Source organism: Mucilaginibacter sp. SG538B, assembly GCF_013376065.1.
Lineage (GTDB): Bacteria > Bacteroidota > Bacteroidia > Sphingobacteriales > Sphingobacteriaceae > Mucilaginibacter > Mucilaginibacter rubeus.
Window position 1 is genome coordinate 1,419,932 of record NZ_JABMJI010000002.1, and the last position, 14,750, is coordinate 1,434,681.

General features: G+C 42.8%; 12 protein-coding genes and 2 tRNA genes. 4 read left to right on the forward strand and 10 right to left on the reverse strand.

All coding sequences use genetic code 11. The annotated features are described in order from the left end of the window. Nucleotides 1-4: 4 nt before the first annotated feature. The 4 genes from FHW88_RS15700 to FHW88_RS15715 all read right to left on the reverse strand — a co-directional run bounded on the left by FHW88_RS15700 (nucleotide 5) and on the right by FHW88_RS15715 (nucleotide 3,921). Nucleotides 5-1,009, reverse strand: coding sequence for a vWA domain-containing protein (locus FHW88_RS15700; protein WP_218117205.1), 1,005 nt, complete (start codon nucleotides 1,007-1,009; stop codon nucleotides 5-7). Beyond that, nucleotides 1,006-1,974 (reverse strand): hypothetical protein, encoded by a 969-nt coding sequence (locus FHW88_RS15705; RefSeq protein WP_176626648.1) that lies wholly within the window; start codon nucleotides 1,972-1,974, stop codon nucleotides 1,006-1,008. Before FHW88_RS15705 ends, FHW88_RS15700 begins: the two co-directional genes overlap by 4 nt. 5 nt (nucleotides 1,975-1,979) lie before the next feature. Further along, nucleotides 1,980-2,855 carry a DUF58 domain-containing protein gene (locus FHW88_RS15710; RefSeq protein ID WP_176626649.1) on the reverse strand — a complete coding sequence of 292 codons (876 nt, stop codon included), beginning with the start codon at nucleotides 2,853-2,855 and terminating at the stop codon, nucleotides 1,980-1,982. A 106-nt stretch (nucleotides 2,856-2,961) separates the two neighbouring features. Further along, nucleotides 2,962-3,921, reverse strand: a complete 960-nt coding sequence (locus FHW88_RS15715) for an AAA family ATPase (RefSeq protein ID WP_371328328.1) — start codon at nucleotides 3,919-3,921, stop codon at nucleotides 2,962-2,964. A gap of 389 nt (nucleotides 3,922-4,310) precedes the next feature. On the opposite strand from FHW88_RS15715, the gene FHW88_RS15720 reads away from it, so the two are divergent. Continuing rightward, nucleotides 4,311-5,342 (forward strand): hypothetical protein, encoded by a 1,032-nt coding sequence (locus FHW88_RS15720; protein WP_176626651.1) that lies wholly within the window; start codon nucleotides 4,311-4,313, stop codon nucleotides 5,340-5,342. A gap of 179 nt (nucleotides 5,343-5,521) precedes the next feature. Here the strand turns inward: FHW88_RS15720 and FHW88_RS15725 are convergent, their stop codons facing one another. From FHW88_RS15725 to ileS, 3 genes are read right to left on the reverse strand one after another with little or no spacing between them, the layout of a single operon-like run. After that, entirely contained in the window at nucleotides 5,522-6,127 is a 606-nt protein-coding gene (locus FHW88_RS15725) for a lipoprotein signal peptidase (protein ID WP_176626654.1), read from the reverse strand. Next, nucleotides 6,128-6,511, reverse strand: coding sequence for a TraR/DksA family transcriptional regulator (locus FHW88_RS15730; protein WP_090533802.1), 384 nt, complete (start codon nucleotides 6,509-6,511; stop codon nucleotides 6,128-6,130). After that, complete coding sequence (ileS, locus tag FHW88_RS15735) at nucleotides 6,511-9,894, reverse strand: isoleucine--tRNA ligase (protein ID WP_176626656.1); 3,384 nt, start codon at nucleotides 9,892-9,894, stop codon at nucleotides 6,511-6,513. The genes FHW88_RS15730 and ileS overlap by 1 nt, the downstream gene beginning before the upstream one ends. Nucleotides 9,895-9,966: 72 nt before the next feature. On the opposite strand from ileS, the gene FHW88_RS15740 reads away from it, so the two are divergent. After that, nucleotides 9,967-10,161, forward strand: coding sequence for a hypothetical protein (locus FHW88_RS15740; RefSeq protein ID WP_090533806.1), 195 nt, complete (start codon nucleotides 9,967-9,969; stop codon nucleotides 10,159-10,161). A gap of 508 nt (nucleotides 10,162-10,669) precedes the next feature. On the opposite strand, the gene FHW88_RS15745 is transcribed toward FHW88_RS15740, so the two are convergent. Beyond that, entirely contained in the window at nucleotides 10,670-11,971 is a 1,302-nt protein-coding gene (locus FHW88_RS15745; RefSeq protein WP_176626658.1) for a leucine-rich repeat-containing protein kinase family protein, read from the reverse strand. A gap of 201 nt (nucleotides 11,972-12,172) precedes the next feature. On the opposite strand from FHW88_RS15745, the gene FHW88_RS15750 reads away from it, so the two are divergent. Together FHW88_RS15750 and FHW88_RS15755 are read left to right on the forward strand one after the other, a co-directional pair. Then, nucleotides 12,173-12,946 carry a M17 family peptidase N-terminal domain-containing protein gene (locus tag FHW88_RS15750; protein ID WP_255485339.1) on the forward strand — a complete coding sequence of 258 codons (774 nt, stop codon included), beginning with the start codon at nucleotides 12,173-12,175 and terminating at the stop codon, nucleotides 12,944-12,946. Between the two features lie 223 nt (nucleotides 12,947-13,169). Next, complete coding sequence (locus tag FHW88_RS15755) at nucleotides 13,170-14,282, forward strand: SGNH/GDSL hydrolase family protein (RefSeq protein ID WP_176626660.1); 1,113 nt, start codon at nucleotides 13,170-13,172, stop codon at nucleotides 14,280-14,282. Between the two features lie 95 nt (nucleotides 14,283-14,377). Here the strand turns inward: FHW88_RS15755 and FHW88_RS15760 are convergent. Then, a tRNA-Val gene (locus FHW88_RS15760) sits at nucleotides 14,378-14,452 on the reverse strand. A 138-nt stretch (nucleotides 14,453-14,590) separates the two neighbouring features. Beyond that, a tRNA-Val gene (locus tag FHW88_RS15765) sits at nucleotides 14,591-14,668 on the reverse strand. Nucleotides 14,669-14,750 lie beyond the last annotated feature (82 nt).

Consider the following 14,750-nt stretch of genomic DNA (forward strand, 5'->3'; position numbering starts at 1 on the left):
GCTGTTATGTTATAGCTCCCTTAAGCAGGGTGTGTCTTGTTAAAAATTCCAACGATAAAAGCGCCAGTGCGATAATTGCGAACGGTAAAAAGCGCTCTGTTTTTTTGCGGTACTGGGTAACATCAATCTTGGCTTTTTCCAGTTTGTCAATCTGCTCGTAAATATCCTTCAATGCGCTGTTGTTGGTAGCCCTGAAGTATTTGCCGCCGGTAATGGTGGCAATTTTGTTCAGCGTACCTTCGTCAATATCAACCTTCATGCGCTGGTATTGTACACCCATTGGCGTTTGAACAGGATAGGGGGCATAGCCGTTGGTACCTATACCAACTGTATAAACCCTTACACCAAACTGTTTGGCAATTTCGGCAGCGGTAACCGGGGGGATAGAGCCCGAATTGTTTGAACCATCCGTAAGCAGGATCACTACTTTACTTTTGGCTTCGCTATCCTTTAAACGGTTTACGGCTGTTGCCAAACCCATGCCAATGGCGGTTCCATCTTCAATCATCCCGTTTTTGATGTCGGCATAAAGATTTACCAATACCGAGTGATCGATGGTGAGCGGACATTGCGTAAAGCTTTCACCACTGAAAACTACCAGGCCGATCCTGTCATTAGGGCGGTTCTGGATAAAATCGATGGCGATGTTTTTGCCGGCCTCAAGCCTGTTGGGCTTAAAATCTTCGGCAAGCATACTGCCCGAGATATCTGATGCAATAACGATATCAATACCTTCGGTCGTAGTATCCTGCCAGCTTAACGACGATTGCGGCCTTGCCAGCGCAACAATAAGCGCCGCCATAGCCAGCGAACGTAATATGATGCTCAAATGCCTGAAACGGGGCAGCATGCTTTTGGTGATCATGGCAAAGCCCCTGATAGTTGGCATAGCCAGGTTACCCTGCAGCTGCTTTTGTTTCCAGATGTACCAGCCCACCATAAGCGGAATGCTGATGAACAGCCAGAAAAAGCTTGGATGAGCGAATTCTATTCCTTTAAGCCAAATCATTTTGCCTCATCTCCCTTCACATTTACATCGGTTGGCCGAGCATGGGGCTGTGTGTCCTTAATAAAGGTGACAGCGTTTTCCATGCTCTTTTCATTTTCATGGGCCGCAGGTTTCTCTTTGGCAAATTTCACCATGTCCGATAGCACAAGCAATTGCCTTAGCAGGTTCCTGTCTTCGCTGGCGATGTCCATATGCCTTAAGCTGGCAAAAATTTCTTCGGATGTTTGCTCGAGGGCCTGTATCGTGTACCTTTTTTCGAGGTACTCGCGCACCACGTCGCTCAGTTCAATATAATATTGCTTAACCTGATCGTGCTGCCAGAGCTGCTTGCTTTTGATCTCCTCAAGCTTTTGAAGTGCCTGGATATGCAGCGGAATGTCGGGTTTAACCTCTTCAACAACAACTTCTTTTTTAGGCTTTTTGAGCAGATAAAATATCGAACCTCCGCCAACAATCAAACCTGCCAGTATACCTGCAATCAGCTTCCAGTTATCACGCAGCCAATCCCAAAAAGTATATTTAATGATAAGCGGCTGTTTAATATCATAAAATGCTTTAGTTGTATCAACCGCAACTGTTTTAACATCAAGGTTTAATGTATCCGTTGGTAAATCACCTACCGGCGATTTGAACACGTATGACGGTATAACATAAGTACCGCTGTCAAAAACAGTAATAGTATAATGCCGGGTTACAGTTTTGATGGATTTATCGCCCGGGTCAAAAGCAGTATCAGCTTTAAATTTTACCACCTGGATTTTGCCTATACTGTCGGCCAGTTTAGGAAAGCCGATGCTGTCTTTAGCGTGAAAACGGATGCTTAAGTTGAGCTGTGTTTGCTCGCCTATCAGGATAGATTTTTTATCCAGTGTAGCTTTAGCCCCAAAGTTTTGCGCCCTGCCTGTTTGATAAAAGCCTGCAAGCAATACCAACATAGCCAGGGTGTATTTAATGTACCTGTTCATATATTTTACCGCCGGCCTTCCCGCTTTTTAAATAATGTCATTAATGGTTTAACGTATGATTCATGTGTGCCAATGGTAGTATAATCAACCCCCGAGCGACGAAAAGCGTCCTGCAGGGCGGCGTTGCGTTTCACAGCATCCCATTTAAAGGCATCGCGAACGGCCTTATCACCGGTATTTACCCACATGATATGGCCGCTTTCTTCGTCCTTAACCGGAATGAGGCCCAGGTTAGGGAACTCTTCCTCGTGTTTATCGTACAGTTTTAAAGCGATGATATCGTGTTTTTTATTGGCGATCTTGAGCTCACTTTCAAATTCGGGCGTAATAAAATCAGATATCACGAAAGCAGTACATTTCTTTTTGATAACGCTTGTGAAGTATTTTAAAGCCTCGGCTACATTGGTACCTTTATTTTCGGGCTGAAAAGCTATCAGCTCACGGATGATCATCAGGATATGGCTGCGGCCTTTTTTGGGCGGGATAAACTTCTCGATCTTATCGCTGAAAAATATCACGCCCACCTTATCATTGTTCTGTATGGCCGAAAATGCCAGTACCGCGCAAAGCTCGGTTGCCAGGTCCTGCTTTTGCTGGTTTTGTGTGCCGAAGTTTTCCGAACCGCTCACATCCATCAATAACATCACGGTAAGCTCGCGCTCCTCTTCAAATACTTTTACGTACGGCGCATTGAAGCGGGCGGTTACGTTCCAGTCGATAGTACGGATCTCGTCGCCGATCTGGTATTCGCGCACCTCGCTAAAGGCCATACCACGCCCCTTAAAAGCCGAGTGATACTCGCCCGAAAATAAGTGGTTACTTAAGCCACGGGTCTTGATCTCTATCTTCCTTACCTTTTTTAGCAGATCCTTGGTTTCCATAGGCCCCCTCTAAATCTCCCCCGGTAGGGGAGACTTTTGAATGTTTTAGTTAATTAATAATACCTTGCTTCTAAAGCCCTCCCTTCCGGGGAGGGTTTGGGTGGGGTTACGGTACCTCAACCACGTTCAGGATGCCGGTAATGATATCCTCACTGGTGATGTTTTCGGCCTCTGCTTCGTAGCTTAAGCCAACACGGTGCCTTAACACATCATGACAAACTGCGCGTACATCCTCGGGGATCACATAACCGCGACGTTTAATAAAGGCATATGCTTTTGCTGCCAGCGCCAAACTGATACTTGCCCTTGGCGATGCGCCAAAGGTGATCAGTGTTTTGTATTTGGCAAGCTTAAACTGATCGGGGAAACGGGTAGCGAAAACAATATCGATGATGTATTGCTCTATTTTTTCGTCCATATAAACCTCGCGCACAATTTTGCGAGCCTTGATGATTTCATCTGGCTTGATGATGGCGTTTGGCTTATTCATGCCCGAAGGCGAGATATTGGCGCGCATGATCTTTTTCTCATCCTCCTTGTTAGGATATTTGATCACTACTTTTAGCATAAAACGGTCAACCTGTGCCTCGGGCAGGGGATAGGTACCTTCCTGCTCAATAGGGTTTTGGGTTGCCAATACCAGGAACGGGTCGGGCAGTTTATAGGTGGTATCGCCAATAGTTACCTGGCGCTCCTGCATGGCTTCAAGCAACGCACTTTGCACTTTGGCGGGTGCACGGTTGATCTCATCGGCCAAAACAAAGTTGGAGAAGATTGGGCCTTTGCGCACAATGAACTCTTCTTTCTTTTGGTTGTAAATCATGGTACCCAATACGTCGGCAGGGAGTAGATCAGGTGTAAACTGGATTCTGCTGAAATCGGCCTGGATGGCCCTTGACAGGGTATTGATGGCAAGTGTTTTCGCCAGTCCCGGTACACCTTCCAATAGAATGTGCCCATTAGCCAGTAAACCGATCAGCAAACGCTCAACCATATAACGCTGACCAACGATCACTTTATCCATCTCCATAAGCAGTAGGTCGATAAACGCGCTTTCCCTTTGTATCATTTCATTCAGTGCCCTGATATCGGTTGAATACGATGTTGGAGCTGCCGGAGCTGCTGATGAAACATTTCCTGTGTAACTATTTTGTTCTTCCATTAATTTTTTTTGTTTCGGTAGGCAAACTTAAACACCCGCTCAATTTTTCGCCAACTAAAATCCATGCTTAAATGTTAAAAAGTGTTAAATCGTTATATATCGCGGCGGATATATCTGTTTAACACTCACAATGTTTGATAATAATTGTTAAATCCGGCCGTGTTAAGTCCCAATATACACTATTTAGTTGCTTGTGGTGATATATAACGTGTTAAAGTGGGTTTTATTGATTGGCGTAGGTTAAAGTTTTCCGGACTTTATTATCTATTTTTAATCAACATTATCCGGGCGATATGAAAAAGAGAAGATTGTTATTTATACTGGTGATAACCGTTCTTTCGGCAATGGCTGCGAGGGCGCAAAATATGTATAAAAATATCCCTCTGCCAAAAGCCATCAACGGTGTAAACGAAGAATTTTCGGGTATGACCATTTATGGCGGTCGCCTTTACCTCGAACCGCAATACGGCGATCATAAAGAAACAAAATTGGATGGCACATTTAACCTGTATAGCATCCTTGCAGATAGCATCAACAGGGTTATAGATGGACAGGACACAGCATTATTAGCCTTTAAAACCATCAGCGTAAAAAAATTGAACTTGCTCCCTGATTCTGTAAAAGCAAACTATGAAGGCTTTGAAGCTATCAGCATCGCTAATCATACGGTATTCCTTTCTATCGAAACGGACGATAAATACCCGTACTGTTTTGTGCTGAAGGGCAAATTAGATACCGTTAAAGGAGAAGTGATAGTTGATGCGGAGCATTTTATTTCCCTGCGAAGATATCCATCCATCAGCAATGCCGGGTTTGAAAGTGTTACTTATCTTCCTAAAGAAAACAAATTGCTGGCTTATTATGAGTTTAATGCCATGCCTAAAGGCGGCTGCGGCTATTTGATAGATACTTCGTTTAGTAAGGCGCCTCAGCAAATTACAACACCATTCCTGTATTTCAGGATCACGGACATAGCAGCAGCCAATGATGGGAAGATCTATGGTGTCAACTATTTTTGGAATGGTGATTATGATGCCTATTTAAATAATGATTGGGTTAAAAAGCCAGAAGCAGCTATAGGTAAACTAATACCGGAGCTTGGTAGTAGGTTGAGCGCCGATCCTGATTACCTGCACAATAACCCCTACGCATCAATTGTGACGCTTGATACCCGTAAAAGTAAGCAGTGGAGATATGTGCGCTCATTTGATGGTGTAAAAAATAACTGGGAAGGCATAGCCCTGTTTAAGAAGGGGGCATTGATTGTTACCGATGCCAACAGGAGTAGTAAGCAGGTTTGCAGGCTGGTTTATGTGGATTTTTGAGGAACGAACAGCTACCGTCATCCCGAACTTGTTTCGGGACTCCATATAATTAGTCGACGTTAAGCATGCTGGTGCTTAGCGAGTGGGGTGCTGAAACAAGTCCAGCATGACTTCTGATTATTGGGTTAAAGCAAAAAAGCCGCTCATCGCGGCTTTAATATATTAAGTATTTAATAATTTTATTCTTCAACCATTTCGCTGTTGGGGCTGGCTACTTCTGGTTTTTCGTGTTTAAAATAGCGCTTCTGGTACAGGAGAATCATAATTACGCCTACACAGATAGAGGCATCGGCCAGGTTAAAAACCGGCCTGAAAAACTCGAACGACTCGCCTGCCCAAACCGGGAACCATGACGGATAGGTGCCACGCAATAGCGGAAAGTAAAACATATCAACCACACGGCCATGAAATAAAGGAGCATATTTATACATTATACCATAAAAGGTTGAATCGATAATATTGCCCATGGCGCCGGCTAAAATGAGCGCTACGTTCATGATGAGCCCGCGATGGTATTTGTGTTTAATTAAATAAATAAGGGTGTAAATTATACCGCAAACCGCAACTATGCGAAACAGCGTTAAAGCCAGTTTGCCCGCATCACCGCCCCATTCCATACCAAATGCCATACCGTTATTTTCGGTGTAATGCAGCATTCCCCTGCTTCCCAGGAAGCGAATTTCGTCCTGGAGCTGCATGTGTGCACGTACCCAGGTCTTGATGATCTGGTCGGCAAGGATGATGAAGGCAGCAGTTAAAAAAGGTTTGGTATAAGCAGCCTTCATTTATTGCTTTAATTTAGCTTCCATAGAGAGGGTTGTGTGCGGAACAGCACGTAAACGCTCTTTCGGGATCAGCTTGCCTGTTTCGCGGCAAACACCGTAAGTTTTATTTTCAATACGTACAAGGGCAGCTTCAAGCTGCTCAATAAATTTTTTCTGACGGGCGGCCAATTGGTTTATCTGCTCTTTTTCAAGCGTGGCCGAACCATCTTCTAATGTTTTGTAAGTACCGGCGGTATCATCAGTGCCGTTGGCATTAGGCGAACTCAATGAGGTAGCCAATGAGTTTAATTCCTCGCGGGCTATGCGCATTTTATCCAGGATAATCCCTTTAAATTCCTGCAGGTCAGCTTCAGAATATCTGGTTTTTTCTTGTTCTTGTTTCATTATACTTTACTAATAGCAATCAATATTTCTTGTTCGTCAATTGTAACAGGTTCTCCCCCGGTAAGGTTATCCACAAACGTAATGCTGTCGGCCAAAATTTCGGCGCAAATGTAGGATAGATTGTTTTCCACGGCCTCTCTGATCGCCGGGGTGCTGCTTACCTGCACGTTTATCCTGTCAGTTACTTCAAATCCTTTGGTCTTACGTATATTCTGCACACGGTTGATAAACTCGCGCGAGATACCCTCCTGTTTTAATTCATTGGTTATGGTAACATCTAAAGCCACGGTTAGTTTTCCCAAATTTGCTACCTGCCATCCGGGTACATCTTCGGCTATGATCTCAACGTCGGTAGCTAATACTTCGTATTTGCCATCAAGAACCGGGATGTTACCGTTAGTTTCTAAAGCGGCAATATCTTCCTGGCTGAAATTTGTGATGGCTTCGGCTACAACTTTCATATCCTTACCTACTTTTTGGCCTAAGGCCTTAAAGTTTGGCTTTATTTTCTTTTTGATGAAACCTGCGGTATCGGTAATATACTCGATATCCTTGATGTTAGTTTCAGACAAAATGAGGTCTTTTACCTGCTCAACGTGTAATTTAAAGCTTTTATCCAGTATTGGCAATAAAATTTTGCTCAATGGCTGGCGCACATTGATATTCACCTTTTTACGAAGTGACAAGGTTAATGACGAAACATCCTGTGCCAGCTGCATGCGCTCTTCAAGCTCGGCATCAACCAAAGCGCTGTCATACTCAGGAAAGTAAGCCAGGTGTACCGATTCAAACTCCTCTTTACCCGTAACAGCATTCAGATCGCAATATAATCTATCGGCAAAGAATGGTGCAATTGGGGACATTAGTTTGCTGATAGCGATGAGACAGGTATATAATGTTTGGTAAGCGGAAAGTTTATCTTCTGTATTATCAGATTTCCAGAAGCGGCGGCGGCTTAAACGGATAAACCAGTTGCTGAAATGCACATCAACAAATTCCTGGATAGCACGGGCCGCCTTGGTTGGCTCAAAATCGGCATAGTAACCGTCAACCTCTTTGCTCAGGGTGTTTAACAGTGATATGATCCAGCGGTCAATTTCAGGGCGTTTGCTGATTTCAATTTCGGCTTCGCTGTAAGTGAACTTATCAATGTTAGCGTACAGGGTGAAGAATGAATAGGTGTTATACAGTGTACCAAAAAACTTACGCCTAACTTCATCTATACCCTCTTCGTTAAATTTAAGGTTATCCCATGGCGATGCATTGCTGATCATGTACCAGCGGGCGGCATCAGCTCCATATTTTTCGATGGTTTCGAACGGATCAACAGCGTTGCCTAAGCGTTTAGACATTTTATTGCCGTTTTTATCAAGTACCAAACCGTTTGATACTACATTTTTGAACGCGATACCTTTATTACCAACCAGCTCATTAATTGCTTTTACTTCATCACTTGCTTCGCTCAACATTACAGCTATGGCATGCAGGGTGAAGAACCAGCCGCGGGTTTGGTCAACGCCCTCGGCAATGAAATCTGCCGGGTACGCATTCTTAAATTCGTCCTGGCCTTCAAACGGGAAATGCCATTGCGCATAAGGCATAGCGCCAGAATCAAACCAAACGTCAATCAGGTCGGGCTCGCGCAGCATTTTACTGCCGGTTGACGATACTAAAACAACATCATCAACATAAGGACGGTGCATGTCTTCCAACTTAAAACCCTCAGGCATGAAACCTGCTTTGATCGATTTTGCAATCTCTTCATTTAATTCGGCAATTGAACCAATGCAGATCTCCTCAGCACCGTTTTCTTCGCGCCAGATGGGCAGCGGGGTGCCCCAGTAGCGTGAACGCGATAGGTTCCAGTCAACCAGGTTTTCCAGCCAGTTACCAAAACGGCCTGTACCGGTTGATTCCGGTTTCCAGTTGATAGTTTTGTTAAGCTCCACCATTTTATCCTTAACCGCGGTGGTACGGATAAACCAGCTATCGAGCGGATAGTATAATATCGGCTCATCGCTGCGCCATGAGTGCGGGTAGCTGTGCTCGTATTTTTTAACGTCGAACGCGCGGTTCTCTGTTTTTAATTTGATAGAGATGAGTACGTCGGTCGGTTTAAAACCTTCTTCGGCACGCTCGGCGTCGGTATAATATTCTTCCTTAACGTAACGGCCGGCGTAATCGGTAACTTCATCAACAAAACGGCCTTGTTTGTTCACCAACGGAACATCTTTGCCGGTTTCGTCTTTCACCATTACCGATGGTACATTGTTTTCCTTACATGCCCTGAAGTCATCCGCACCAAAAACAGATGCGGTGTGTACTATACCGGTACCGTCTTCCGTGGTAACAAAGTCAGCAGGAATAACGCGGAACGCGTTTTTCTCCAGATCCTCGTTGGTTACATAAGGCATCAACTGCTCGTAGTGGATGCCCACCAGTTGACTGCCTTTTACTTCTGCCTCAATTTTCCATGGGATGATCTTATCACCGCCTTTGTAATCAGCAAATGAAGCATTCTCACCTTCGGCTTTAAAATATTTCTTAACGAGGTCTTTAGCCAGCACTACGCAAACCGGTAGGTAGGTGTAAGGGTTAAAGGTGCTGATCTTAACGTAGGTAATGGCTTCGCCAACTGCGAGGGCGCAGTTTGATGGTAAAGTCCATGGGGTAGTTGTCCAGGCAAGGATAAATACTTCCGTATCTATTCCGTTGAACAAAAACTCCGAATCGCCGTCGCGTTTAACTTTAAACTGCGCGGTGATGGTGGTATCCTTCACCATTTTGTAAGTGCCAGGCTGGTTAAGCTCATGTGAGCTTAGGCCGGTACCTGATTTTGGAGAGTATGGCTGTACGGTGTAACCTTTATACAGCAGATCTTTGTTGTGCAGCTGTTTAAGGATCCACCAAAGGCTTTCAATGTATTCGTTTTTGTAAGTGATGTACGGATCGTTCAGGTCAACCCAGTAGCCCATTTTTTCGGTCAGGTCGTTCCAAACATCGGTATAACGCATAACTTCCTTGCGGCAGGCGTCGTTATAATCTTTAACGCTAATTTTTTTGCCGATATCATCTTTGGTGATGCCCAGGGCTTTTTCAACGGCAAGCTCGATAGGCAGTCCATGAGTATCCCAACCGCCTTTGCGTTTTACCTGGTAACCTTTAAGGGTTTTGTAGCGACAAAAAATATCTTTAATTGAGCGCGCCATTACGTGGTGAATACCGGGCATACCGTTAGCGCTCGGCGGCCCTTCATAAAAAGTATAAGGGTTACCTGCCGGACGGCTGGTAATGCTTTTCTCGAAAATATTTTTCTGTTTCCAGAAGTCCAGTATCTCTTTGCCGGTTTGCGATAAGTTTAACTGCTTATATTCCTTGTACATCTATTATTTCACCTCGTTTTTAAGAGGTTGCAAAAATACAGAATTTAAAAATGATTTTTTTAATTTACGCCGATGAAAAATAAAGCAAAACGCTCTGTTTATCTTTTGTTAATAGGTATTATCCTGTTTTCGGCAGGGATGGCCATTCCCAGCGGCCCTGGCGAAAAATGGGACGACTACGCACGCGGTGCAGGAGCAGGGTTATTTATTGCCGGCTTTATTGGTCTGGTGACCTGGCTCATTGATGTGGTGAAGGAAAATAAGTAAGTCTTAAGTCCTGAGTTGTTAGTCGTAAGTTCAAACCCGGATAGGTATTGCAACATTGCTCAGCCGGAGTCACCACAGTATTTTAAATCATAAATCACTGATTTCGAAGTTAAAAGTCAACAATATTACTTCTTACTAAATACTTTCAACTTAGACTTTTTCATATACTAAAACTTTAGTTGATGCGTTATGGATAAGACTAAAAAATAAAAGCCTCCTTGCACTCGCTGCTTGGAGGCTTTAAACCTAAACCTTATCACAAATCAAGGTGGTAACCTTGTATTGAAATAGCTACAAATCTAATACATGGATTGCTAAAATCAAAAAAAAACCGACGAATAGATTAAATGAATCGACGGATTATCAAAAACTATCGTTTTTTGTTTAAATTTTTCTAAAAAATTAGAAATATTGCGGGCAGGTAACTCGTTTTTCCAAAATAAAACAGGTCGTCAGGGAAATGAAATTCGCTGTAGCGTTTCGGATGAATAGGGGCATGTTTGGCTGGCTATTTTAATCCGGAAAATTTTGCGTTTAAATATTGAAATGTGGGTCTGTTCATTAATTGTTCGCTAAGGCAGCTTTCTTTCAAAACTAATAACTTTTTAAGATCAGGATGTTCTGTATCATTGCATAGCCTTGCCAGGTCGTCTAATAAATAGCCAAAAGCCCTTACTTCAAGCCGTTCAAGTTTGTCGGCTACTGTTGTATTGGCTGTATCATAAAAACATGCGGCCCCAAAATCGCTGAACAGTGTGTTGGCTTCATCATCAATCAAAATATTGTGTGCATACAGGTCGCTGTGCATAATCCCCTTGCAGTGCAGGTGCTCCGCCACGGATGCAATGGTACCTGCAATTTTTAATACATGTTCGGGTGTCAGAGTCAGATCAGGCTTAAAAACATCACGCGTGCAGCTAACAAGGCTGGGAGGCAGGCCGAGATTGTAAAAACTCCCTGGTATGAGCTTCATCACCAGCCCTTTTTTATTTTCGGGATGATTGGCGATTTGGCCTATTAATTCTACCAATCCCTGATGGTTGCCTGCGGTAATACAGGCGTTCATCTCATCTTCGGGCAGGCCATCGCTGGTAATTGCTCCTTTGAATATTTTAACCGCAACCTCAGTGGTTTCACCGGCATGCCGCCAGGTAGCTTTGGAGATAACACCGGATGCGCCTTCGCCAAGCAATTGGTTGATTTCCAATTCGCCGCTATCAATCGCTGTAAGTGAATGTACTGTTGGTTTATAGCTGAAAGGATTGCCCGAAAACGCCAGCCATGATAGTTTGGGCATAGATAAGAGCCATTCGGGAAATTCACTTAGCTGATTGGCGGAAATCCGGAGCAGCTCCAAGTTACGACAGCCAGCAAGTGTAGCCGGCAGTTTTGTTAGTCTGTTACCCGCAAGCATTAGTTTCTGCATCCTGCTGCAGTTGCCTATATGAGTGGGTAACTCAGTAATTCTGTTGTTGGTGAGGATGAGCCAGCGGAGATTTGAATTAAGCGATGCCGGCGGTACCTTTTCTATCCGGTTTGATTTAAACCCTGCGATATCCAAAAAGGGGCAATCGGCAAGTACTCCGGGCAAAACCGTAAAGCAGTTTTCTGAACAGAAAAAGGTTTTCAGCTTTTGGAGGCGACCAAAATCTGACGGTAATGCGTCCAGTTTATTGAATGAAAGATCAAGATATTCCAGCGTGTCTGCCAGGTCAAAAATTTCAATAGGAAAGTGGGAAAGATTTTCTGATAGTTTAAGCGATACTGCTCCTTTTAATTCTCCGTTTTGTAACTGTTGTAACGTTTGCATAGGCTAAAGCAAAAGAACAAAAAATGCTTAACATTTTGGTTGTGCCTCATATATGATATGGTGGAATCGCGTTTAGATTTATTCAGCTTTTAAGATGATTTTTTATTTCTTGATCTACGTCATCTTTTTGTTTTTCAATTTCCTCCACTTTTGATGTATTAATGAGAGAGATAAATAATATCAATTTAAACATCGTCATCCATGGAACACAATATTACAATAATTAAGAAAGCAGCTATAAAATCGCATACGGGCTCGTTAAAGCTGATGTTTGCAATGGCAATTATCAGCTTAGTAAGTTTTACAAAGGGTTGGGCACAAACACAAGTGTCAACTTTACCCACTCCCGGTACATCGGCAACAATTGGCCAAATAGACGGTATAACAATATCAACTGCAGTTCAATCACCCTCCAATCAGCAAACACCACTTCAGGTAATTTGTGTTTTTGAATACACAGAGGGCGATATTTTTAATTCACCGCCCGCATTGCCACGCAATCTTAACGGCCTTGTACATGTAGATGAGGCCTTAAAAGGGATGCTCACCGAATTGCGTAAAAGCGGCAGGTTTGAAGGCCGGACCCTGGAAACAATGCTTATTACACCATCAGTTGGCAGCTTGCCTGCCGGAAAGTTGCTGATCATAGGGCTTGGCGACCGAAAGTCCTTTAATCCTGAACTAATGATCAGCGTTGGCCGTGTTGAAATGCGCGAAGCTTTAAGGCTGGGGGTAAGCAGTTACTCGCATGCCAGCGATTTAAAGGATGCCGGTATTGATTCGCCTACAGGCGTTGTTGCTGTCAACATTATTAAAGGCGCTATAAGCGCCTATGAAACCGAGGCTTTTTTGAAAGATCACTTGCTGAGTTCGGCTAAGCCTTTAACTCAAATAACATTACTTGCCGGGCCGGCATTTTTTCAAACCACGGCCAATGCTGTTAAAGCTTTTCTTTATTCTTCAAAGGATAATTAACTACAACTATACGATCAATAATTGAAATGGCTTTTGATAGCTGTTTGGATTGTTAGTCTGAAATCTGGCTTTTCTGTTCAAGCTTAAAAATAAGGTCGAGTAATACTTTTTATTATTTCCTCGTATTCACATACGCTGGATAAGCGCCAGCCGGGCCTGAGAAATATTTATATATTTGCGCCCAAATTAACGGCACTTTTTATCTTAAACCCAAACCATCACAATGAAAGCCCAGGGCTTGTTTAGCACAGTCTATGTACTAAGTTTCATTTTTTTAATATTACAAGGCTGCAGTAAAAATACCGCAAGTGTGATTCCGGAAAAGCCTATGTTTTTTGTAAAAGGAGAAACCATAACCTTATCATCGCAACTAACCTCTTACCCGCTTAAAAAAGATGCAAAAATAACATCGATATATAAAATTGGTGCCGGGGGCTCTGTTAAAACTTATAAATCAGGTAGTGACTATTTACTGACTAAGGATGGAGGCATACAAAGGACTGTTAATTCAGCCATACCCGATTTCTCTACCTATAATGTAATTTTTGACCCTAACGGTATGTTTTCTTATACTCCCCAAAATCCACCCTTCCCTTTTTTTTGGCAAGTTATGATTGACTATACAATCGAGACTGATTCCACAATACACTCCCAAAGTTTGTATTTATCTGATACCTTGAAAAGTAAAATATTGTCAAAAAAAGACTTATCTATTTATTCAATAGGTACATCGATAACAGCAGGGGCAAATACCGCAGTTACATGGTATGGTCAGGTGGCAACCGAAATATACCCAAATTTTGTGGGCAGGGCACTTAATAAGCTATATGGAAACTTAGTAACAGTCACAAATTTAGCAGTTGGCGGGGCCACAAGTGAACTTTTAACTGCCAACGTCACTAAAATAAAAGCCGACAAGCCAGATTTGGTTTTTATTGAATTTGGAATGAACGAGCACGATCGGAGCAAAAACATGGATGAGTACTTAGATAATATTGAAGTTGATGTTAAATCCATAAAAGCCAGCGGTATTGATTGTGTTATTGTTGGTTTTTTACAGCAAAACCCTAAATGGAATAATGAAAGCTATCCGCGATCCGTTTATTTTAATTTACAACTTAACGAAATAGCCAAAAGAAATGGGTGTTTTTTTGCAGATATTTATAAGGCTTTTGGAGGTCTTCCTCAAACAAAACTGTACACTGATATCTTAGCTGATTATATCCATCATCCAACTGAATTTGGGCAAAAGATATATTACCTGACAACTATGCCCGTTTTTTTATTTGATGATAATGTCACCGAAACGAAATTGTTATCATTTATTCAGCAATAGGAGCGAGTTGCGGGGAGATAAAATACAAAACTATTGATCAACATCAGCAGAACATAAAAAAAACCTTTCAGATTTCTGAAAGGTTTTTTTATTAGTGGGAACTACTGGGTTCGAACCAGTGACCCTCTGCTTGTAAGGCAGATGCTCTGAACCAGCTGAGCTAAGCTCCCTTTGTTTTTAATTTTACCATTGTTTTGGTAAAACCGAGCGGCGAAGTTAAATCACTTTGCCATATAATGCAAATACTTTCGTGAAGTATTTAGCGAAGAGCGCAAGTATAAAAAAGCCCAACATTACTGTCAGGCTTTTGGTGGGAGCTACTGGGTTCGAACCAGTGACCCTCTGCTTGTAAGGCAGATGCTCTGAACCAGCTGAGCTAAGCTCCCTTGCTTTTGGGACTGCAAATATAGGGCTTGATGTTTATTCTTCAAAAAATATTTTGCATTTTTTGTAATATATTGATTTTTA